Origin of the sequence: Bradyrhizobium sp. SPXBL-02 (assembly GCF_051853065.1) — a bacterium.
Classification (GTDB): domain Bacteria; phylum Pseudomonadota; class Alphaproteobacteria; order Rhizobiales; family Xanthobacteraceae; genus Bradyrhizobium.
In genome coordinates this window covers 6,210,415-6,230,224 of the sequence record NZ_CP182474.1, presented here as the reverse complement: position 1 = coordinate 6,230,224, position 19,810 = coordinate 6,210,415, and the positions used below count along the sequence as shown (strand labels likewise).

Below are 19,810 nucleotides of genomic sequence, written 5' to 3'. Positions count from 1 at the left end.
TGCGGGCTACAAAAAGGCGAGAAGTTAATGAGGCTCTCGTCCAAAATTTTCCTTTCATAAGTCACGTGGTTTGGACGGAAGGTGTCAGCGGTTCAATTGTGCGAGTTACGGTGCCGCGTGGTTCGCCAAAGATGGAGATCAGATCTCTACTGGATAAATATTTCGAGCTGGCAGTGAGTGAGGAGGAGGCCAAATGATCACAACGAGTTCAAGGCACCCGTTGTGATCATAAGACAAGCCCTCACAACACCCGATTGCTCTCCTTCACCTTCTCCGCATCCAGATACAAGCTCTCGCCCATCTCCTTGAACTTCGCGCTCATCTTGGCCATGCCGTCCTCGGCGGTGCCCTGCATCGACATCCCCACGCTGTTCGGATCGTTCAGCGTCGCCGCATAGTCCCGCACGTCCTGCGTGATCTTCATCGAGCAGAATTTCGGGCCGCACATCGAGCAGAAATGGGCGACCTTGTGGGCTTCCTTCGGCAGGGTCTCGTCGTGGAAGTTCTTCGCGGTGTCCGGATCGAGGCCGAGGTTGAACTGGTCGGTCCAGCGGAATTCGAACCGGGCGCGGGAGAGGGCGTCGTCACGCAATTGCGCGGCGGGGTGGCCCTTGGCGAGGTCGGCGGCGTGGGCGGCGATCTTGTAGGTGATGACGCCGGTCTTGACGTCGTTGCGGTCGGGCAGGCCGAGATGCTCCTTCGGCGTGACGTAGCAGAGCATGGCGCAGCCGAACCAGCCGATCATGGCGGCGCCGATGCCCGACGTGATGTGGTCGTAGCCCGGCGCGATGTCGGTGGTCAGCGGTCCAAGCGTGTAGAATGGCGCTTCCCCGCATTCCTTGAGCTGCTTGTCCATGTTGATCTTGATCTTGTGCATCGGCACGTGGCCGGGGCCTTCGATCATGACCTGGCAGCCCTTGTCCCACGCGATTTTCGTCAATTCGCCGAGCGTTTCGAGCTCCGCAAACTGGGCGCGGTCGTTGGCGTCGGCGATTGAGCCGGGACGCAGGCCGTCGCCGAGCGAGAACGAGACGTCATACTTGCGCATGAGGTCGCAGATCTCGTCGAAATGCGTATAGAGGAAGCTTTCCTTGTGATGCGCCAGGCACCACTTCGCCATGATCGAGCCGCCGCGGGAGACGATGCCGGTGACGCGGCTGGCGGTGAGGTGGATGTATTGCAGGCGCACGCCGGCGTGGATGGTGAAATAGTCGACGCCCTGCTCGCACTGCTCGATGAGCGTGTCCTTGTAGAGCTCCCAGGTCAGCTTGACGGGATCGCCGTTGCACTTCTCCAGCGCCTGGTAGATCGGCACGGTGCCGATCGGCACCGGCGAGTTGCGCAGGATCCACTCACGCGTGGTGTGGATGTTGCGCCCCGTGGAGAGGTCCATCACGGTGTCGGCGCCCCAGCGGATCGCCCACACCATCTTCTCGACCTCTTCCTCGACCGACGAGGTCACCGCCGAGTTGCCGATATTGGCGTTGATCTTGGTCAGGAAGTTGCGGCCGATGATCATCGGCTCGAGCTCTGAGTGGTTGATGTTGGAGGGGATGATGGCGCGGCCGCGCGCGATCTCGTCCCGCACGAACTCCGGGGTGATGAAGGCGGGCACCGAGGCGCCGAAGCTCTCGCCGTCGGCGAGCGCCGCTTCGGCGCGCTCGAGCTGAGCCTTGCGGCCGAGGTTCTCGCGCTCTGCGACGTAGATCATCTCCTTGGTGATGATGCCGGCGCGGGCGAATTCGAGCTGGGTCACCTTGTGGCCGTCGAGGCCGCGCAGCGGCTTGTGATAGGCCGAGAAGGCGCGCGCGGCCTTGTCGGTGGAGACGCTGCCATTGTCTTCCGGCTTGATCTGCCGGCCCTCATACTCCTCGACGCCGCCGCGCTCCAGCACCCATTGCTTGCGGTTGCGCGCCAAGCCGGCGTTGACGTCGATGGTGACGCTGGGGTCGGTGTAGGGGCCCGAGGTGTCGTAGACCGGCAGGTTCGGCTCGCCGGCGCCTTCGGACAGGATGATCTCGCGCAAGGGCACGCGGATATCAGGCGCGGCGTCGGGGGTCGCAAAGATCTTGCGCGAGGAGGGAAGGGGGCCGGTGGTGACGGCGGGGACGGTTTTGTCGGGGTTGGAGCGGATGTTCATGGGATCCTCCGGTTAATTCTGGTGTGCGTGCGTTGGAGCGACGGCGGTGAATTCTTGCTCCGTCATTGCGAGCGCAGCGAAGCAATCCAGAAATGCGTCCGCGGAGACGGTCTGGATTGCTTCGTCGCAAGGGCTCCTCGCAATGACGCGTGATGAGAGCGGGACCTGCATCACGCCGCCTCCTTCGAACCGTCGAGCCATTGCCGCACGCGGGCGTCGGGGTCGGGGTTCTGGGTGACGTCAGACACCACGGCAATCGAATCCGCGCCCGCCGCAAAAATCTCCGCGGCGTGCTCGAACTTGATGCCGCCGATGGCGACCAGCGGGATGGTGCCGATGCGCTGCTTCCATTCGGTGATCTTCGGAATGCCCTGCGGCTCGAAGCGCATCGATTTGAGCGTGGTGAAGAAGATCGGGCCGAGCGCGACATAGTCCGGCTTGGCTTTGAGCGCGGTTTCAAGCTCGGCGTCGTCATGGGTGGAGATGCCGAGGGAGAGGCCGGCCTCGCGGATCGCGTTGAGGTCGGCTTCCGCCAGATCCTCCTGGCCGAGATGCAGGTACTTCGCGCCGGCGACGATAGCCGCGCGCCAATAGTCGTTCACCACCAGCTTGGTTTGCGTGTCCTTGGTGATGGCCAGCGCGTCGCTGACGATCTGCAGCGCGTCGGCGTCGTTCAGCTCTTTGGCGCGCAGCTGGATGGTGCCGACGCCGAGCTTGGTCAGGCGTTCGACCCATTGGAGGCTGTCGACGACGGGATAAAAGCGATCAGGATACGGCATGCCAGAACGGGGTCCCAACGACAGGGGTGGAGGGCGAGGCGAAGTCGCGGGCGTTCATCAGTCCGGCCTCGTAAGCGGTGCGGCCGGCCTCACAGCCCATGCGGAAGGCGTTGGCCATCGCGACGGGATCGGCGGCTTTGGCAATGGCGGTGTTGAGCAGCACGGCGTCATAGCCGAGCTCCAGCGCCTGCGCGGCGTGGGAGGGCGCGCCCAGGCCGGCGTCGACCACCAGCGTGATGTCGGGCAGCCGCTCGCGCAGCAGCTTCAGCGCATCGCGGTTGGTGATGCCTTTCGCGCTGCCGATCGGCGCGGCCCATGGCATCACCACCTTGCAGCCGGCATCGACGAGGCGGCTCGCGACCGAGAGATCCTCCGTGCAATAGGGGAACACCTCAAAGCCGTCCTTGATCAGGATGCCGGCGGCTTCGACCAGGCCGACGACGTCGGGCTGCAGCGTGTCGTTGTCGGCGATGACCTCGAGCTTGATCCAGGAGGTAGCGAACAATTCGCGCGCGAGCTTTGCCGTCGTCACGGCCTCGCGCACGGTGCGGCAGCCCGCGGTGTTCGGCAGCACGGTGACGTCGAGCTCGCGGATCAGCTTCCAGAACGCGTCCCCGGTCTTGCCGCCGGCGGATTCGCGCCGCAGCGACACCGTGACGATGTTTGACCCGGAGGCGCGGATCGCGCCTTGCATGATCGCAGGCGAGGGATAGAGAGCGCTGCCGATCAGCAGGCGGGAGGCGAAGGTTTTGCCGTAGAAGGTCACCATGTGGGAGGTGTCTCCTTAGTGGATGCTGTCAGCCCAGATGTAGCTGTCATCCCCGCGAAGGCGGGGATCCAGTACGCCGCGGCAGTGCGGCTGGAACCGTGAAGCCGCGGCGTACTGGATCGCCCGGTCAAGCCGGGCGATGACAGGGGAGTGTGGGGCGCGCGCGGGCGCGACAAATAGACAGCAATCATCACCTCACCCTCCCTGCCGCGGCGTGATGATCTCGATCTCGTCGCCGGCCTTCAGGCGCGTCTCGGCCCAGCGGCTTTTCGGCACGACGTCGTAATTGAGCGCGATGGCGAAATGAGTGCCTTCGTAGTCGAGCTCGGCGAGCAGCGCGTCGACGCTGGCCGCGCTGACCTCGCGCTGCTCGCCGTTTATGATCACAAGCATTGGACGATCACGCGCATTGCATCACCTCGTTGTCGATCTGGCCGCGCTCGACATAGGCGAGCGTCAGCTCGGCGAGCGCGGGGGCGATCAGGAAGCCGTGGCGGTAGAGGCCGTTGACGCTGATCCTGCGATCGCGAATGCCGATGCGCGGCAAATTGTCGGGAAAAGCAGGCCGAAGCCCCGAGCCGAATTCGAGGATGCGGGCCTCGCCGAAGGCCGGATGCACGGTATAGGCCGCGCCCAATAGCTCCAGCGCCGAGCGCACGCTGACGCCGGTGTCCTCCGCCTCGATCGAGGTCGCGCCGAGCATGAACAGGCCGTTCTCGCGCGGGATGACGTAGAGCGGCCAGCGCGGATGGATCAGCCGCACCGGGCGCGCCAGCTGCACCTCGTCGGTCTCGATCAGGATCATCTCGCCCTTGACGCCGCGAAGCTCCGGCTCCTCGTCGCGCGCGGCAAGGCCGCGGCAGTCGATCACGATGCCGTCCAGCTCGGCAGCGCTGACGTCGCTGCAAAACTTGATGGTGCCGCCGGCGGCGCGGATGCGCTCGTGCAGCTGCGGCAGCACGCGGCGCGGCTCGACATGGCCCTCGGCGGGGAAGAACAGCGCGTCGCGGAAGCGGCCCTCCAGCGACGGCTCGAGCGCGGCAAGGCCGGCGGCATCGAGCCGGCGGTGATGCTCGGTCATGCGCGCGAAGCGCTCGAAATCGTTGCGCTCGCGTGGGTGGGCAACGACCAGCGAGCCGTTGAACGGCGTGTCCGGCAGCTCGCGCCGCCAGAGATCGAGCGAGCGCAAGCCGAGGCGGCTGATGATGGGTTCGGCGACCTCGGCCTCGCAATAGGGCGCGAGCATGCCGCCGGCCCAATGGCTGGTGGCATCCGTCATCGCCTCGTCACCGCGCTCATGCAGGGTGACGGCGTGGCCGGCCTGGGCGAACAGCAGCGCCTGCCAGGCGCCCGCGATGCCTGCGCCGATGATGGAAACCGGTGAATCCGGTCGCTTGGTCGTCTGCAACATCCCTGTCCCTTCGCCGGCATGACCCGGATCAGGTTCAAAGGGTCACCGCGGTCCTGGGCGGTATTGCCCATTTAGCGGTATCTCAGCTCCTCCTCGGAGCACCCCTCGGAACGGTGCCAATGTATGCCAGCAGGGCGGGGTGGTCAACGCGTGTTGCCGCGGAACCCGTCCGTGCCCCCGACGCAGCGCATCACGCAGTGGTGCGCTGCTGAGCCGGGGCCCATTTTGCGGAGGGTGCTGGGTCCCGGCTCTGCGCAGCAGCGTTACCGGACGATGCTTCGCATCGCCTAGGCTGCAGCGCGTCCGGGACACGAGAGCTTACTTGAGCGCCTGCGCCCGCGCGTTGCGGACACGCTGGGCGAGCTTTCTGTGCGTCGGCGCGGCGAACATCGGCTGCGGATTGCCGTTCGGCTCGAGCCAAGGCTGACCCATAGTGCCCTGGCCCATGGTCTCGCCCGCATTGGCGACCTGCACGGCCTCCTGCCGCTGGCGCTTTGCAGCGTAGTAATAGCCGCCCGCGAAATAACGCACGGCTCGCGCGTGATCGCCATTGGCGGCGCGATAGGCGCCGGCGAGGTACTTCACGGCGTAGGTCAGGTTGGTGTTGGGATCGCGCAGGCCTGCGGCATCGCCGGTGTAGCCGACCCCGCGCGCGGTCGCGAGCTTGATCTGCATCAGCCCGATGGTGCCGCCGCGGCCGACGAGGTGCGGCTGATAGCGGCTTTCGCGCATGATGACGCGATGCACCAGCGCCTCCGGCACGCCGTTGGCGCGGGCATGGGCGGCAACCATCTCGGCATATTCGGCTTCGCCGGCGAAAGCTGCCTGCGGCAACGTCAATCCGGCCGCGAGCAGCGCGACGACACGTAAGATTTTCATCGAAATATTCCTCGGCAGAACGGACCCGCACCCCAGCGCGTTAGGCCGTGGGAACACGGCGATGATGTGGCGAAATGTCACCAGCTGCGATTTTCGCCGGCTCGTCGCGTTTACGACTTAAACCTGGGTTAAGCTCCGAGTTGGTGGAGCGCCTTACGCGACAGCGGGTCTGTCCATTCGCGCATTCGCCCAACAATCGTCACTCAAGACCAGCACTCGGGAGAACGTCCATGACCCCTGTAGACATCGACGACATCCCCAAGCAGAACCCTTGTGCACAATGTGGCACACCGATCCCGTTCCCTGACTGGATCGAGCCAGGCGAAGGCCGCGTCTCCTATCTCTGGACCTGCCGCGCCTGCAATTATCGCTTCGAGGCGGTGGCGATCTTCCCGCACGAGGCCATCGAGCACCCGCCGCTCGCGGCTTGATCACGCGGCAAGGCGCGGCGCCTGCGAGACCGGCAATTGCATCCGTACGATCAGGCCATGCGGCTTGCGGTCGTGCAGCGACAGCTCGCCGCCATGGGCGAGTGCGATCGCGCGCGCGATCGACAGGCCGAGCCCGAAGCCGGTGGACTCGTCCATGGTGCGCGCCTCGTCGCCGCGCACGAACGGCTCCAGCATCTCCTGCTTGCGCGCACCCGAAATGCCGGGGCCGTCGTCCTCGACGTCGATGACGAGCGTGGTGTCCGAGACGTCGAGGCGGATCGTCACCTCGGCGCCGAAGCGCACGGCGTTCTCGACCAGGTTGGTGACGCCGCGATGCAGATCGTCGGGCCGCGCGGCGGCAGTCGCGGACACCGGCCCCACATAGTGCACGACATGGCCCATGTCGCCGAACTGATCGGCGACGAGCTGCAGCGTGCTGGCGATGTCGACCAGCGTCACCGCCTCGGCCTTGCGGTCGTCGCGCAGCAGCGACAGCACCGATTCCAGCATCGCGCGCATCTGGTCGAGATCCATCAGCATGCGCTTGCGGTTGGCCTCGTCCTCGATGAACTCGGCGCGCAGGCGCAGCCGCGTGATCGGCGTGCGCAAATCGTGGCTGATCGCGGCCAGCATCCGCGTGCGATCCGACATCAGGCGGGCGATCCGCTCGTGCATGCGGTTGAGCGCGCGCGCCACCGCGCGGATCTCCTCCGGGCCGCGCTCGGGCAGCGGCTCGGCGGTGCCGTCGAGGCTGAAATTCTCCGCCGCCTCGGCGAAGGACGACAGCGGCCGCGTCAGCGCGCCCGCCGCCCATAGGCCGAGCACGGTGACGCAGAAGAACGCGCTCACCAGCGCCATCAGCCAGGGCGCGCCCCAGAACCACGGCCGCGGGCCGCCATCGACTTGGCCCGCGATCACGGTGCCGTCGGGCAATTGCACGCCGATACGGGGCTCGATACCGCCTGAAGCCAGCAGTCCGGTCCTGTAGGCGCGGTCGAGATGACGGTGCATCCCGCGCACATGCAAGGTGTCGCTCTCCGCGAGATTAGCCGTGCCGGGCGCCAGCATCTCGATGCCGAGCCTGGGGAAGGCGCGCGCAAGATCGGTGACGAGGCGCGGACGCTCGCTCGCCTCCGCCGCACCGAGCAACAGCGCGGCATCGGCCAGTTGATGCGCCCGGTCCGGCGACGCATCAGGGCGGTCCGGCCGGCTGATCAGGAAGGCGGTGGTGACGACGAGATGGAGCGCCACGGTCGAGGCCAGCACCAGCGCGGCAATCTGCCCGCCGATCCCGCTGAGATGGAAGAACGAGGACGGCTTCATCGTCGTCGCTCTCAGCGGCTCAGGGGCGCTGCGGCCGCTTCGGGGCCTGCTGCCTCAGTTCCCGCGACCTCGGTTCGTGGCGTGAACAGATAGCCGCCGGAGCGCACCGTCTTGATCAGGGTGGGATCGGCCGGATTGGGCTCGATCTTGCGGCGGATGCGGCTGACCAGCACGTCGATGGAGCGCTCGAACGAGCCGGTGTTGCGCCCCTGCGTGAGGTCGAGCAGGCTGTCGCGCGACAAAACGCGGCCGGGCCGCTCGCAGAACGTGCGCAGCAGGTCGAACTCGGCGCTGGTCACCGCGACGCGCGCACCCTCGGGATTGCGCAGCTCGCGCAGGCGCAGATCGATGCGCCAGCCTTCGAAGGTCAGCATCGAGGCACCTCCGATCGAGCTTGCCGCCTGCGCGGCCGCCTGGCGGCGCAGCACCGCGTTGATGCGGGCGAGCAGCTCGCGCGGGTTGAACGGCTTCGGCAGATAATCGTCCGCACCCATCTCGAGGCCGACGATGCGGTCGACGTCCTCGCCGCGCGCGGTCAGCATGATGATCGGCGTCTGATTTTCTGCGCGCACCTTGCGGCACAGCGTGAGGCCGTCCTCGCCGGGCAGCATGACGTCGAGGATGATGAGGTCGACGCGGTGATCGGCCATGGCGCGCGACATCTCACGGCCGTCGGCGACGGCAGTGACGTTGCAGGCGTTGTTGCGCAGGTATTTCGCAATCAGCGTCCGGGTTTCGCGGTCGTCCTCGACGACCAGGATGTTGGGATTGGGAATGGCCATGCGCCCTTGTTTGTCCAAAATTCGGGTCAAATGGCGAAGATTTTTGTTTCGGATTGTTTCTGGCCGGCTGCCCGCAACGGACGGCAATCGACCGGGCATGGCGCGGCAAGTTCTCGTTAAGCGCGTCAACCCTACCGTGGCGCCGTTCGCCACACCCGCAAGAACCACGGAGCCATCATGACCTCGATTACGGCGGCCTCCACCGGCAGTCATCTGTCGCTGCTGCAGCGGCTGCAGCAGCAATTGCAATCGCAAGTCTCCGCCGGCGCGATCTCGTCGTCGGACCAGTCCGCGCTCTCGACGGCGCTGACCGACATCGATAAGGCGCTCCAGCAGAGCCGGGCGAGCGACCGGTCGAGCGGCACGCGTCCCTCCAAGGAGGCGATGCAGTCGAAGCTCGACGACCTCATCTCGACGGAAGTCTCGAACGGGACGCTGACCTCCGAGCAGGCCGAGGAGCTGAAAAGCGTGTTTCAGTCCACCTCGGCGAGCGGTCCCGACGGCGCGGGCGATCCGTCGCCGGACGACAATTCGTCGGATTCGTCGACGACCGGTTCGGCCGGCAGCACGTCGGCCGACGCGACGACCAAGGATATCCTTCAGCAATTCCTCAAGGCGCTCCAGCAATCGCAATCGTCGGCATCCTCCTATGGTGCCAATGGCAGCTCAACCGGCAATTCGAGCCTCTCCGCTCTCCTGATCGACTACGAGAGCTGACCTCGGCGACGCCGGGTCGGCGCGGTCCTCGCCGCGATCATGCCTCACCCCAGCGTGCATGGTCGTCGGCGGGGAACCGTGCATCGCAAAATGTTCCTGAGTGACGCAGGAACTAACCTCGTGGATGCTCCGCTCGCGCATTGCGCGACGAAATTGCGGCGCGCACGGAACTGCGCGTGATCAGCGCTGTTTTCTCCGCACAAGGTTTTCGCAAGGAGAGGACAACATGATGAAATCGATCGTCACCGGCCTCGCCGGTACCGCCCTGCTCGCGACCGTCGCGTTCGCGCAAACGCCGCCCGCCACCACCGACAAGGCGGCCCTGCGGCCACCGCAACGACCACGACGGCTTCCGGCCAGTGGCGCACCTCGAAGATGGACGGCCTGAAGGTCTACAACGAGGCCAACGAGAACATCGGCACGATCAACGACCTGCTGATGGACAAGAACGGTGACATCAAGATCGCCGTGATCGGCGTCGGCGGCTTCCTCGGCATGGGCGAGCATCTGGTCGCCGTGCCCTACGAGAAACTGAAGTTCGTCAACGAGCCCGTCGCCTATACCGGCACCGGCGCGAACACCGGCGCCAAGCCCGCCGGGACGACGACCGGCGCTGCGACCGGCACCGACAGGCCCGCGGCGCCCGCGGCGACGTCGTCCGCGTCGAAATGGTATCCGGATCACGCCGTGTTCAATGCCAGCAAGGACGAGCTGAAGAACATGCCGCAGTTCAAGTACGCGGAGTAATGCGGTTCGCGTAACGGCCTGAACGAAGCGCGCCTGGTTTTCACCGGGCGCGCTGTCGTGTCTTCGTCCGCCCGCGTCATTGCGAGGAGCTGTTGCGACGAAGCAATCCAGAGCTATCTCCGCGGATGCATTTCTGGATTGCTTCCGCCTTCGCCGAGGCTTCGGCGGACAAGTCGCTGCGCTCGCAATGACGGAAATTGTGCCGGCAATCAGCCCCCGCTGCCCTTGAGCCGTTCGTTGCGCCGGCGCAGGGCTTCCAGGGTGGCCAGGAGGATGACCGAGATTGTCGTCAAAATCACCGCCGCTGCGGTGATGGTGGGGCTGATGTTTTCGCGGATGCCGCTGAACATCTCGCGCGGCAGGGTGCGCTGCTCGGGACCTGCCATGAACAGCACGATCACCACCTCGTCGAAGCTGGTCGCGAAGGCGAACAGCGCGCCTGACGCCAGGCCCGGCAGGATCAGCGGCAGGATCACGCGACGGAAGGCTTCGAGCGGCGAGGCGCCGAGCGAGGCAGCGGCCCGTGCCAGATTGGTGTCGAAGCTCTGCAGCGTCGCACCGACCGTGATCACCACGAAGGGTGTCGCCAGCGCGGTGTGAGCCAGGATCAGGCCGAGATAGCTGCCCGTCAGCCCGATCGGTGCGAAGAAGAAGTACAGGCCGACCGCGGTGATGACCCCGGGCACGACCACCGGCGACAGCACGAAGGCCAGCACGAGCGGCTTGAACCGGCTCTTCCACTGCGCCAGCCCCAGCGCGGCCATCGTCCCAAGGACCATGGACAGCAGCGTCGAGGCGACGCCGATGATCATGCTGTTCTTGAGCGAGTTCATCCAGCGCGGCGAAGTGATGAAGTCGTCGTACCAGCGCAAGGAAAGGCCCGGCAGCGGATAGGTGAGGTACGCGCTAGAGCTGAACGACAGCGGCATGATCGCAAGGATCGGCGCGATCAGGAAGATGAACACCAGCGTGGAGACAACGATGGTCGCGGTCCACGCGATGCGCTGGCTGGGCGTGCGCAAGGAGGAATTGTCGCTCAATTCTTCATCCCTCCCGTGACCTGCTGGCCCTGCACCAGCTTGCCGTAGACGAGAGCGAGCAGAACGGTGGCCAGCAGCAGCACCGCACCCAGCGCCGAAGCAAGGCCCCAATTGGCCGTCTCGGTCGTGTAGAGCGCGATGAAGTAGCTGATCATCTGGTCGGCGGCGCCGCCGACGAGGGCCGGCGTGATGTAGTAGCCGAGCGCCAGGATGAAGACGAGCAGGCTGCCCGCGCCGATGCCGGGCTGCGTCTGCGGCAGATAGATCCGCAGGAAGGCGGTGAGGGGTGGCGCACCGAGCGAAGCGGCGGCCCGCATGTAAGCAGGCGAGATCGCCTTCATGCTGCTGTACAGCGGCAGGATCATGAACGGCAGCAGGACGTGGGTCATGGCGACGCAGACGCCGAAGCGGTTGTAGATCAGGCGGAGCGGCGCGTCGATGATGCCAAGCCAGTGCAGGCTGTCGTTGACGACGCCCTTGCTCTGCAACAGGACGATCCAGGCGCAGGTGCGGACCAGGAGCGACGTCCAGAACGGCAGCAGCACGAAGATCATCAAGAGGTTCGACCGGCCAGGCGGCAGCGTCGCCAGAAGGTAAGCGACCGGGAAACCGAGGATCAGGCAGAGCGCCGTGACACCGAGGCTGATGAGAAAGGTGCGGAGGAAAATGTCGCGGTAGATGGCCTGATCCGGTGGAGCGGCGACGATCGCGCCGTCCGCGTTTCGCGTCAGGTCGAGCGCAGCGAGCAGGTAGAAGCCGGTGATCGGGCCGCTCGCCTCCTTGATCGTGGTCCAGGTGGCGCGTTCGCGCCAGGCGGGGTTGATCTTGCCCAGCGTCTCCTTGGCCGTCCCCGGCTCCGGCACCGCCTTCAGATTGCGCGCCGTGCTGGTCAGGATCGTGCGGAAGCCGTTGAGCGCGTAGTTGAGCCGTTTGGCCGCAATCGCGACGGTGCCGGCGGCGCGCGCCGCCAGGATGTCGCTTGCCAACGCCGCATAGGCCTTCTCATCCGGCAGGTCCTTGCCGTCCCAGCTGGCGAGAGCCGCTGTTGTTTGCGGCAGGACCTGACGCACCTCCCAGTCCTCGACCGCGCGCCACAGCATACCGGCAATCGGGCCTGCGAAGGTGAAGAGCAGAAACAGCAGAAGCGGCAGGACCAGCGCCAACGCCTTGACCTGGCGTGTCCGCTCAGCGCGCCTCAATCGGCGTTTAAGCGGCACCTCGGCCTGCGCATTGGCGCCGGGCAGGGACGTGGTTGTCATGGCGTGAGCCTCGTTGACGAGAGGCCTGAGCAAGCGCCTCGTCCTTCGAGACGACCGCTTCGCGGTCTCCTCAGGATGAGGCTCATCGACATGGGTGCCTGCAAAGTCGCCGCCACAAATCCCGCCCTCATCCTGAGGGCCCGCCGCAGGCGGGCGTCTCGAAGGATGCGCCGCGGGCGAGCTCTTCGCGACATTCTTCCCTCCGCCTGTGCCGCACGCCGGTACTGTCGCGCGCTATTTCGCGGCCCACTTGTTGAAGCGCTCGGTCAGGCGGTCGATGTTCTCGAGCCAGAAGGCGACGTTGATCTCGACCGCGTTCTTGATGTTGTCGGGCGCTGTCGGCAGGTCCTTCAGAACGGCGGGCGGGAGCCGGCCGGCGGCGTCCTTGTTCGACGTCCCGTAAGCAATGTTCTCCGACAGCTTGGACTGGTTCTCCGCCTTGCCGACGAAATCCAGGAACTTGTAGGCCGCGTCCTTGTTCGGGCTCCCCTTCAGAATGACCCAGCTGTCGAGGGTGAACAGCGCGCCGTCCCACACCATGCCGAAGTTCTTCTTTTCGTTCTTGTTCGCGGTGTCGATGCGGCCATTGTAGACCGAGGTCATCGCCACCTCGCCGGAGGCGAGCAATTGCGGCGGTTGCGCGCCGGCCTTCCACCAGACGAGGTCGCCCTTGATGGTGTCGAGCTTCTGGAACGCGCGCTCAACGCCCTCGTCGGTCGCCAGCACGTGGTAGACGTCCTTTGGTGGGACGCCGTCGGCCATCAGCGCGATCTCCAGCGTGGTCTTCGGACCCTGACGCAGAGCGCGCTTGCCCGGAATCTTCTTGGTGTCGAAGAAGTCGGCCCAGCCCTTCGGGGCCTCCTTCAGCTTGTCCTTGTCGTAGCCGAGCACGAAATCGTAGAGGATGGCGCCGACGCCGCAAGGATTGACCGACGGCGGGATATAGGCAGCCTCGCCGCCGATCTTGGAATAGTCCAGCTTCTCGAACAGGCCTTCCTCGCAGCCGACCGCGAGCTCGTCGCTCTCGACCTGGACGACATCCCAGGTGGCGGCACCTCCCTGCACCTTGGCGCGCAGCACGCCGACGCCGCCGTCCCAGGATTCGTCGTTCATCGCAACGCCGGACGCCTTCTTGAACGGCTCGAAATAGACCTTCTTCTGGGCCTCCTGATACGCGCCGCCCCACGAGACGACGGTGAGGTCACGCGCCTCTGCGATCGTGGCCAGCGCAGCACTGGCGCTCAGTGCCGCGGCGAAACCCAGAGCAATCTTGCGCTTCAGCATGGTCTTCGTTCCTTCTTTATGTGAGTTGCGTTGACATTGATTGTTTCAGCTTCGCCGGCGGCAGATCAGACCGGATCGAGGGCGAGGCAGTCCTCCGGGCGGAAGGTGATGAATACGGTTCCGCCATGTTTCAGGCTGTCATGCGCTCCCGGCTGAAGCTTGACCATGAACTCGGCGTTGCCGGCGACATCGAGCACGGCCAGCGCGTGATCGCCGAGATAGATCGTGTTCTGGACCGTCGCCGGGAGCCGGTTCGGTCCCTCACCGGAATTGCCATTCGTGACGATTGCGACACGCTCCGGCCGCACCGACAGGGAGGTCGATGCGCCCGCGCCTGACACGTTGACCGCCCGCGCTGTCACGGTGCCGCCACCGGCCAGCGCGATGCTGCAATAGTCCTTGTCGATCGTCTCGACGGTGCCGGCGAGCACATTGTTCTCGCCGATGAAATGGGCGACGAAGCTGTTCACGGGATGCTCATACAGCGCGTCGGGGCGGTCGATTTGTTGCACGATGCCGTCGTTGAAGACGGCGATGCGGTCCGACATGGTGAGCGCTTCGCTCTGGTCGTGGGTGACATAGACGATCGTGATGCCCATCGTCTCGTGCAGCTGCTTGATCTCCAGCTGCATCTGCTCGCGCAGACGCTTGTCGAGGGCGCCGAGCGGCTCGTCCATCAGCACGAGCTGCGGATTGAACACCAGCGCGCGAGCCAGCGCCACGCGCTGCTGCTGACCGCCGGACAATTGCCCGGGCCGCCGGTGCGCCAGGGTTTCCATCTTGATCATGCGCAACGCCGCGTTGACGCGCTCTTGCGTTTCCGCCTTGCTCGACTTGCGAACCGATAGCGGGAAGGCGATGTTTTCCGCGATCGTCAGGTGCGGAAACAGCGCGTAGTTCTGGAACACCATGCCGATGTCGCGCCTGTGCGGCGGCACGTTCTTGATCGGCCGGTCCGCCAGGTAGATCTCGCCATGGGTCGGCACCTCGAAGCCGGCCAGCATCATCAGCGTGGTCGTCTTGCCCGAGCCCGAGGGGCCGAGCAGGGTGATGAACTCGCCCTTCCTGATATCGAGGTCGAGGTTCTTCACCACGAGATGCTCGCCATCATAGGTCTTCTGAATGCCTGAAAAACGCACCAGCGCCGGCGCAGGCGTGACCATGCCGGCTTCCATGTTGTCCTCGCGTTGTCCCCTACAATGCCGTGCGAGATTAGCATCCTGCAGCGAGAATGCCAGCGGCGCAAGCGACGAGGAATTGTGAGGGTCCGGTGAGTGGCGGGACGATCCCTTATGAAAGCTTTCCCTGCGGCCATCCTTCGAGACGCCCGCCTTGGGCGGGCTCCTCAGGATGAGGATGGAGGGCGTGGCTGCAGTTTCAGAGGGCACTGACGTCGAATAGCCTCATCCTGAGGAGGCGTGTAAGCGCCGTCTCGAAGGACGAGGCGTGCGCGCAGGCCGCTGCAACAAGTCAAATGCGACGGCCCTGCGACGAGCAGGGACGCGCTACATCCCCGACAGCTTCGTCACGAATACGTTCAGCGCTCCGCCGGCTTCGGCGACCACGCGCAGCGTCTTGGAATCGAAGGCGATGTCGGCGAGTGTCAGGCTGTCGATCTTGGCCTCGACCTTGAGGCCGTCCTCGCTCTTCTGGTAATCGGCGATCGCGGCCGCGATCTTCTCGCGGGCGTTGGCAGCGATCGGCTTCAGATCGAGGGTTGCCTTCTGCAGCAGCGCCTGCTGCATCTGCGGCATCACCGCGCGGGCGGCGGCACCCAGGAGGCCGAAGGCAGCCTCGGATTCCACGGCGAGCTGGATGTCGGTGAGCCGCAGCGTCTGCTGCGCCTGGTCGAGCACCGGCCGGCCCCAGATGTGCACATTCGCCTCGGCGCCGAGGCCGAACCAGCTCTTCTTTTCCTTGGCGCGCACCAGAAGCGAGATCAGCAGCCGGTCGCCCGAGGGGATGACGTTGGCACTCTTGACGGTGACGTCGACCGGGCCGGAGCCGTCCTCGGGATAGGTGCGGCCGACCATCTGGGCCGCGATCAGCTTGTTGATCTCGGTGAAGGGCACGTCGATCGGCACGCCGATGTTCACGCCGGTGCCGGTCGGCGGCACGATCGAGATCTTGTCGGGGAATGGACAGTCCGGCTTGGTCTGCGTCGAGGTCACGCGTGTCTCGGCTTCGAGGCCGAGCAGCAAGGTCACGGCCTGCGCATCGACGCGCGGCTGCGCCGCGATCGCGCGCACCGGCTTCATCTCGAGCCAGAGCGGCGGCAGCGCTGCCGAAGCGCTGGATCCTTGCAGCGGGATCGAGCGGCAGGCCTTGATCCATTGCGCTTTCGCATTCTCGCGCAGGCTGGGATCGCTGCGGATGCGCTCCGAGACGGCGTTGATCTGCTCGCCGACAGTCTTGTCGATCAGCGGCTTGACCTGCGCGGGCACGTTGACCTTGGCGCCGGCGACGTTGACGTTGGTGTCGCCGAGATTGACCTGGGCGCCGAGGTTGGGCTCCAGATGCCAGGCGGCGGCGAGCTTCGGGCGCGAGGTGACGACGACGTTGCCCTTGATCTCCGCGCTCGCGTTCAGGTTCTTGATGTTGACCGCGCCGATCCGCTTCGCGGCGTCACCGCCGAGGACGCTGCCGAGCGCGTCGCCAAGCGCGCCGGTGGCCTTCGACGACAGCGAGCCCGTCACGTTGAGCTTGCCGGTGAGCGGCGTCGAGATCGTCAGCACGTCCTTGTCGCCGTTTGCCGCCATCGGGCCGCGGACGGCGGACCAGCCGATATCGGCGTTCTCCAGGATCTGCGAGATCGGGTTGTCGGCCTTCCCGGCGAAATTGCGCGGCGCGGCTTTCTCGGCCTGCTCGCGGATCGCCGACAGCGCGATGGCGACCGGCGCGATCACGATGGAGCTCTTCGAAGCCGGCGGCAGCGGCGGCAGCTGCGCGACCGGCGGCGCCGAATTCGTCGCGCGCGGCGACAGCAGGTCCATCGCCTTCAGGCTGATGAAGAACGACGCCGCGAGCACCGCGACGCCGATCAGGATTGTCTTCAGATTCCACGTCAGACGCATCAATCCCCCAAGCCGCCCGGGCGGGGATTCTACAGGGCGGGCGAGGAGGGCGCTAGAGCGCACCGGTGGGGTGGAATTGGGGCGAACAGGTTAACGGGTGTGAACGGGACGTTGCCGCGTATTGCGGGCCTAGCCGTGCCGCGGACGGCGGACCGCTCTCACCTTGCCGCGATCTCCGCCACCGCAATAGAAGCGGTCACCGCCGTCGGACTCCAGGCCCGAGACCATGGTGCCAGCGGGCATGTCGAGCTGCTCGAGCACCTTGCCCGTTTCAGGATCGATCCGCCTGATATCACTGTCCTCGCCTTCCCAGGTGCCATGCCAGAGCTCGCCATCCACCCAGGTCACGCCGGTGACGAAGCGCTTGCTCTCGATGGTGCGGAGGATCTTCCCCGTCTCGGGATCGATCTGATGGATCTTGCGCTCGCGATATTGTCCGACCCAGAGCGAGCCCTCGGCCCAGGCCAGGCCGGAATCGCCGCCGCCGCCGGGCGCCGGAATCGTGCCGAGCACCTTGCCCGAGGCCGCATCGATCTTCTGGATGCGGTCCTCGGCGATCTGGAACAGATGCCTTCCGTCGAACGCCGTTCCCGCATGAGCGGCGACGTCGATGGAGCGCGCGATCTTGCCGTCGGCCGGATCGACCGCGTTCAACTTGTCGCCGGAGGCGAACCAGACATGCGTGCCGTCATAGGTGACGCCATGCACGGCCTCAACGCCTGGAAAGGGCCCATACTCCGTGACGATCTCGGCGGCTGAACGTTTCATGTGCTCGATCCCTGTGCTCAACGCGCATCCTATGTCTTCAGGAGCGGTGTGGGGAGTAACAAGCCTGTCGGGAAACCGGGGACGGGCGGTGTCATCCAGCGGCGCGCCCGTCCGTGTCCGAACGATTGCACCTTGCCCGACCGCGCCAGGTCTTCGAGGGCGCGCTGCACGGTGCGCGGGCTGATGCGAAGCGCAAGTGCGAGTGCCGAGCTCGACCACGGCTCGCCGTCGGCGAGAAAGGCGAGGACAGCGGCGTGCTTTTCCTCATCGGGCCGCGCCAGCACGAGGACGTCGCGCGTCTTCCGCGGCGCCAGCACGAAGCCCTGCTGCGTCGCGCTGATGTCGGCCAGCGGCTCGAGCTGGGTGCGGAGCCGTCCGATCTCGACGCGCAAGCGCGCGCGGTGCGATTCGTCGGCGTGCCTGGCTTGAAATGCGCCCGAGATCAGCGTCTCGCGCGAGACATCCGCGGGCCATGCCTGCGCCAGGAGACGCGCGAGCGCGAACAGCACGGGACGCGTTCCGAGCGACACCGCGACGCCTTGCCTGCGGACAACGTGATGGAAGGTGTCCACGACGAGCGCCGTCGAGGTCGCCAGCCGTTCGACCTCTCCCAGCAACAACGGATGTTCGCTGCCGCGCGCGATCAGGCGTGCTGCCGGCGTGACGAGGATCAGGTTCGCGCTGTCCACCTCGGCCAGGAGCGCCGGGATGCTGGCAAGGCGCGCCGCGTCAGCCGCGCGGCTGAGCGCCGCGCGCGCGTCTTTCGTTCTGAGTCGCCTGATGGCGATGCCGGCGACCACGAGTTCGCGGACGACTTGGGACGCGGGCGGGAGCGGCGTGGGACGGACCTCGGCCAGCGTGCGCTCGGCCTCGTCAAGGCGCCCGACCAGAAGCAGGCGGCGCGCCTCGATATGGCCTGCATGGGCGGCATTGACGAGATCGCCGTGCTTTTCGAGCGTCGCGCGGGCCGCCGCGAGCGTCTTCACCGGCCAGTTCAGATCGCGCGAGACCAGCGCGATCTCGGCTTCGGCCACCAGGCACCTTGCGCGTGCCACCGCCTCGCGCGGTCCGAAGGCGCGCGCAGCGCTCCGCAGCAGCGTCTTGGCCTTGGCGAGATCGCCGAGCTGCGCCATCGCGATGCCGCGGAGCGCCAGCGACGGTGCGTCGTTGCGCAGCGCGACGCGGTTCAGCGCGCCAAGCGGATCGCCGGCCTCCAATGCGCGCGCGGCGGCCGTGATCAGCGACTCCATGTCAATCCCGCCACACTTGTTACTCCCACCGCGCAACCGCTTGGTGCCAGAAATTGTTGGCAGGACGTCAAGCAAAAGCTTTGGAGAGTCATGATGACATCAGCAGAAAAGGCCGGAACCAACGGACAGACCGCCATGCAGACCCCGCCGGTGGTGTCGGCGCACGACTGGGAGGCCGCCCGCCAGCAACTGCTCGTGAAGGAAAAGGCGCATACCCGTGCCCGCGACGCCCTGGCCGCCGAGCGCCGGCGCATGCCATGGATGGAAGTTAGCAAAACCTATGCGTTCGAGGGGCCCGGCGGCAAGGTCAGCCTGGCTGATCTGTTCCAGGGCCGGCGACAGCTGATCGTCTACCGCGCCTTCTTCGAGCCCGGCGTGTTCGGCTGGCCCGATCATGCCTGCCGCGGCTGCTCCATGGTGGCCGACCAGGTCGCCCATGTCTCGCATCTGAACGCCCGCGATACCACCCTGGTGTTCGCCTCGCGCGCGCCGCAGTCCGACATCGTCAGGCTGAAACAGCGGATGGGCTGGACCATGCCCTGGGTCACGGTCACCGACAGCTTCGATGCGGATTTCGGCGTGGACGAATGGCACGGCACCAACGTGTTCTACCGCGACGGCAACCGCATCTTCCGCACCTATTTCGTCAAGAGCCGCGGTGATGAACAGATGGGCGGCACCTGGAACTATCTCGACATCACCCCGCTCGGCCGGCAGGAGGTGTGGGAGGATTCGCCTCCGGGCTATCCGCAGACCCCGACCTACAAATGGTGGAACTGGCACGACAGCTACACAGACGGTGCGGCGCCCGACAAGAAATGGGTGGAGATCTCGGACGCCGGCGAGAAAGCCTTCCGCGAGGAGGCTGCGGGAGAACGGCAATGACCGGTCCGGTCAGCGCGGCCCCCAGCGTCAGCCCCGACGCTGTGGCGGCCGCGCGCCACCTCGCCAGATGGCTGGGCCTGGCGGCCACGCCGACCTTCGCGATGATGGCACTGCTGACGGCCATGCTCGGCGACGGCCCGGCGGATACGCTGTGCAGCGCCGGGCAGGGCTCGCTGCTCGGCGGGATGGTGCCGATGTATCTCCTGATGAGTGCGTTTCATGCAGCGGCTTGGCTGAGGTTGATCGCGGAGTGGCGGGGCGCAGCCGCCTAG

At 66.0% G+C, this 19,810-nt stretch carries 19 protein-coding genes, 1 pseudogene and 1 riboswitch; of the genes and pseudogenes, 5 read left to right on the top strand and 15 right to left on the bottom strand.

Annotated features, from left to right (window positions below):
- Window positions 1-241: 241 nt before the first annotated feature.
- The 6 genes from thiC to ACNJYD_RS29090 all read right to left on the bottom strand — a co-directional run bounded on the left by thiC (window position 242) and on the right by ACNJYD_RS29090 (window position 5,978).
- The gene (gene thiC, locus ACNJYD_RS29115; RefSeq protein ID WP_439364057.1) at window positions 242-2,140 is read right to left on the bottom strand and encodes a phosphomethylpyrimidine synthase ThiC; all 1,899 of its coding nucleotides are present in this window, start codon (window positions 2,138-2,140) and stop codon (window positions 242-244) included.
- A gap of 170 nt (window positions 2,141-2,310) precedes the next feature.
- Complete coding sequence (locus ACNJYD_RS29110) at window positions 2,311-2,919, bottom strand: thiamine phosphate synthase (RefSeq protein WP_439364056.1); 609 nt, start codon at window positions 2,917-2,919, stop codon at window positions 2,311-2,313.
- Window positions 2,906-3,688 carry a thiazole synthase gene (locus ACNJYD_RS29105; protein WP_439364055.1) on the bottom strand — a complete coding sequence of 261 codons (783 nt, stop codon included), beginning with the start codon at window positions 3,686-3,688 and terminating at the stop codon, window positions 2,906-2,908. The genes ACNJYD_RS29110 and ACNJYD_RS29105 overlap by 14 nt, the downstream gene beginning before the upstream one ends.
- Before the next feature lie 195 nt (window positions 3,689-3,883).
- Window positions 3,884-4,081, bottom strand: coding sequence for a sulfur carrier protein ThiS (gene thiS, locus ACNJYD_RS29100; protein ID WP_439364054.1), 198 nt, complete (start codon window positions 4,079-4,081; stop codon window positions 3,884-3,886).
- A 7-nt stretch (window positions 4,082-4,088) separates the two neighbouring features.
- Window positions 4,089-5,099 carry an FAD-dependent oxidoreductase gene (locus tag ACNJYD_RS29095; protein WP_212254569.1) on the bottom strand — a complete coding sequence of 337 codons (1,011 nt, stop codon included), beginning with the start codon at window positions 5,097-5,099 and terminating at the stop codon, window positions 4,089-4,091.
- A riboswitch (TPP riboswitch) is annotated at window positions 5,087-5,215 on the bottom strand. It overlaps the preceding gene by 13 nt.
- 202 nt (window positions 5,216-5,417) lie before the next feature.
- On the bottom strand, window positions 5,418-5,978 hold the full coding sequence (locus tag ACNJYD_RS29090; RefSeq protein WP_212254570.1) for a lytic transglycosylase domain-containing protein: 561 nt from the start codon (window positions 5,976-5,978) through the stop codon (window positions 5,418-5,420).
- A gap of 230 nt (window positions 5,979-6,208) precedes the next feature.
- Here ACNJYD_RS29090 and ACNJYD_RS29085 point away from each other — a divergent pair, with 230 nt between their 5' ends.
- Complete coding sequence (locus ACNJYD_RS29085; protein WP_172787194.1) at window positions 6,209-6,409, top strand: hypothetical protein; 201 nt, start codon at window positions 6,209-6,211, stop codon at window positions 6,407-6,409.
- Here the strand turns inward: ACNJYD_RS29085 and ACNJYD_RS29080 are convergent, their stop codons facing one another.
- Window positions 6,410-7,732 (bottom strand): ATP-binding protein, encoded by a 1,323-nt coding sequence (locus ACNJYD_RS29080; protein ID WP_439364053.1) that lies wholly within the window; start codon window positions 7,730-7,732, stop codon window positions 6,410-6,412. It abuts the gene before it with no gap.
- A gap of 11 nt (window positions 7,733-7,743) precedes the next feature.
- Complete coding sequence (locus tag ACNJYD_RS29075) at window positions 7,744-8,514, bottom strand: response regulator (protein ID WP_439364052.1); 771 nt, start codon at window positions 8,512-8,514, stop codon at window positions 7,744-7,746.
- Between the two features lie 177 nt (window positions 8,515-8,691).
- On the opposite strand from ACNJYD_RS29075, the gene ACNJYD_RS29070 reads away from it, so the two are divergent.
- Window positions 8,692-9,231: a hypothetical protein gene (locus ACNJYD_RS29070; RefSeq protein WP_439364051.1), complete on the top strand. Its 540-nt coding sequence runs from the start codon at window positions 8,692-8,694 to the stop codon at window positions 9,229-9,231.
- Window positions 9,232-9,457: 226 nt separating this feature from the next.
- A pseudogene (locus ACNJYD_RS29065) lies at window positions 9,458-9,978 on the top strand (PRC-barrel domain-containing protein).
- Window positions 9,979-10,187: 209 nt separating this feature from the next.
- On the opposite strand, the gene ACNJYD_RS29060 reads toward ACNJYD_RS29065, so the two are convergent.
- From ACNJYD_RS29060 to ACNJYD_RS29030, 7 genes are all read right to left on the bottom strand, one after another.
- Window positions 10,188-11,018: an ABC transporter permease gene (locus tag ACNJYD_RS29060; RefSeq protein WP_439364050.1), complete on the bottom strand. Its 831-nt coding sequence runs from the start codon at window positions 11,016-11,018 to the stop codon at window positions 10,188-10,190.
- Window positions 11,015-12,277: an ABC transporter permease gene (locus ACNJYD_RS29055; protein WP_439364049.1), complete on the bottom strand. Its 1,263-nt coding sequence runs from the start codon at window positions 12,275-12,277 to the stop codon at window positions 11,015-11,017. Before ACNJYD_RS29055 ends, ACNJYD_RS29060 begins: the two co-directional genes overlap by 4 nt.
- Window positions 12,278-12,511: 234 nt before the next feature.
- Complete coding sequence (locus ACNJYD_RS29050) at window positions 12,512-13,561, bottom strand: ABC transporter substrate-binding protein (protein WP_260382578.1); 1,050 nt, start codon at window positions 13,559-13,561, stop codon at window positions 12,512-12,514.
- Window positions 13,562-13,626: 65 nt separating this feature from the next.
- Window positions 13,627-14,736 (bottom strand): ABC transporter ATP-binding protein, encoded by a 1,110-nt coding sequence (locus tag ACNJYD_RS29045; RefSeq protein ID WP_439364048.1) that lies wholly within the window; start codon window positions 14,734-14,736, stop codon window positions 13,627-13,629.
- Between the two features lie 330 nt (window positions 14,737-15,066).
- Entirely contained in the window at window positions 15,067-16,635 is a 1,569-nt protein-coding gene (locus ACNJYD_RS29040) for a DUF4403 family protein (protein WP_439364047.1), read from the bottom strand.
- Window positions 16,636-16,764: 129 nt separating this feature from the next.
- Window positions 16,765-17,403 (bottom strand): Vgb family protein, encoded by a 639-nt coding sequence (locus ACNJYD_RS29035; protein ID WP_172787204.1) that lies wholly within the window; start codon window positions 17,401-17,403, stop codon window positions 16,765-16,767.
- Window positions 17,404-17,432: 29 nt separating this feature from the next.
- Entirely contained in the window at window positions 17,433-18,653 is a 1,221-nt protein-coding gene (locus tag ACNJYD_RS29030; protein WP_439364046.1) for a helix-turn-helix domain-containing protein, read from the bottom strand.
- 90 nt (window positions 18,654-18,743) lie between these two features.
- On the opposite strand from ACNJYD_RS29030, the gene ACNJYD_RS29025 reads away from it, so the two are divergent.
- The gene (locus ACNJYD_RS29025) at window positions 18,744-19,538 is read left to right on the top strand and encodes a DUF899 domain-containing protein (protein WP_212254580.1); all 795 of its coding nucleotides are present in this window, start codon (window positions 18,744-18,746) and stop codon (window positions 19,536-19,538) included.
- The gene (locus tag ACNJYD_RS29020; protein ID WP_212254581.1) at window positions 19,535-19,810 is read left to right on the top strand and encodes a hypothetical protein; all 276 of its coding nucleotides are present in this window, start codon (window positions 19,535-19,537) and stop codon (window positions 19,808-19,810) included. Before ACNJYD_RS29025 ends, ACNJYD_RS29020 begins: the two co-directional genes overlap by 4 nt.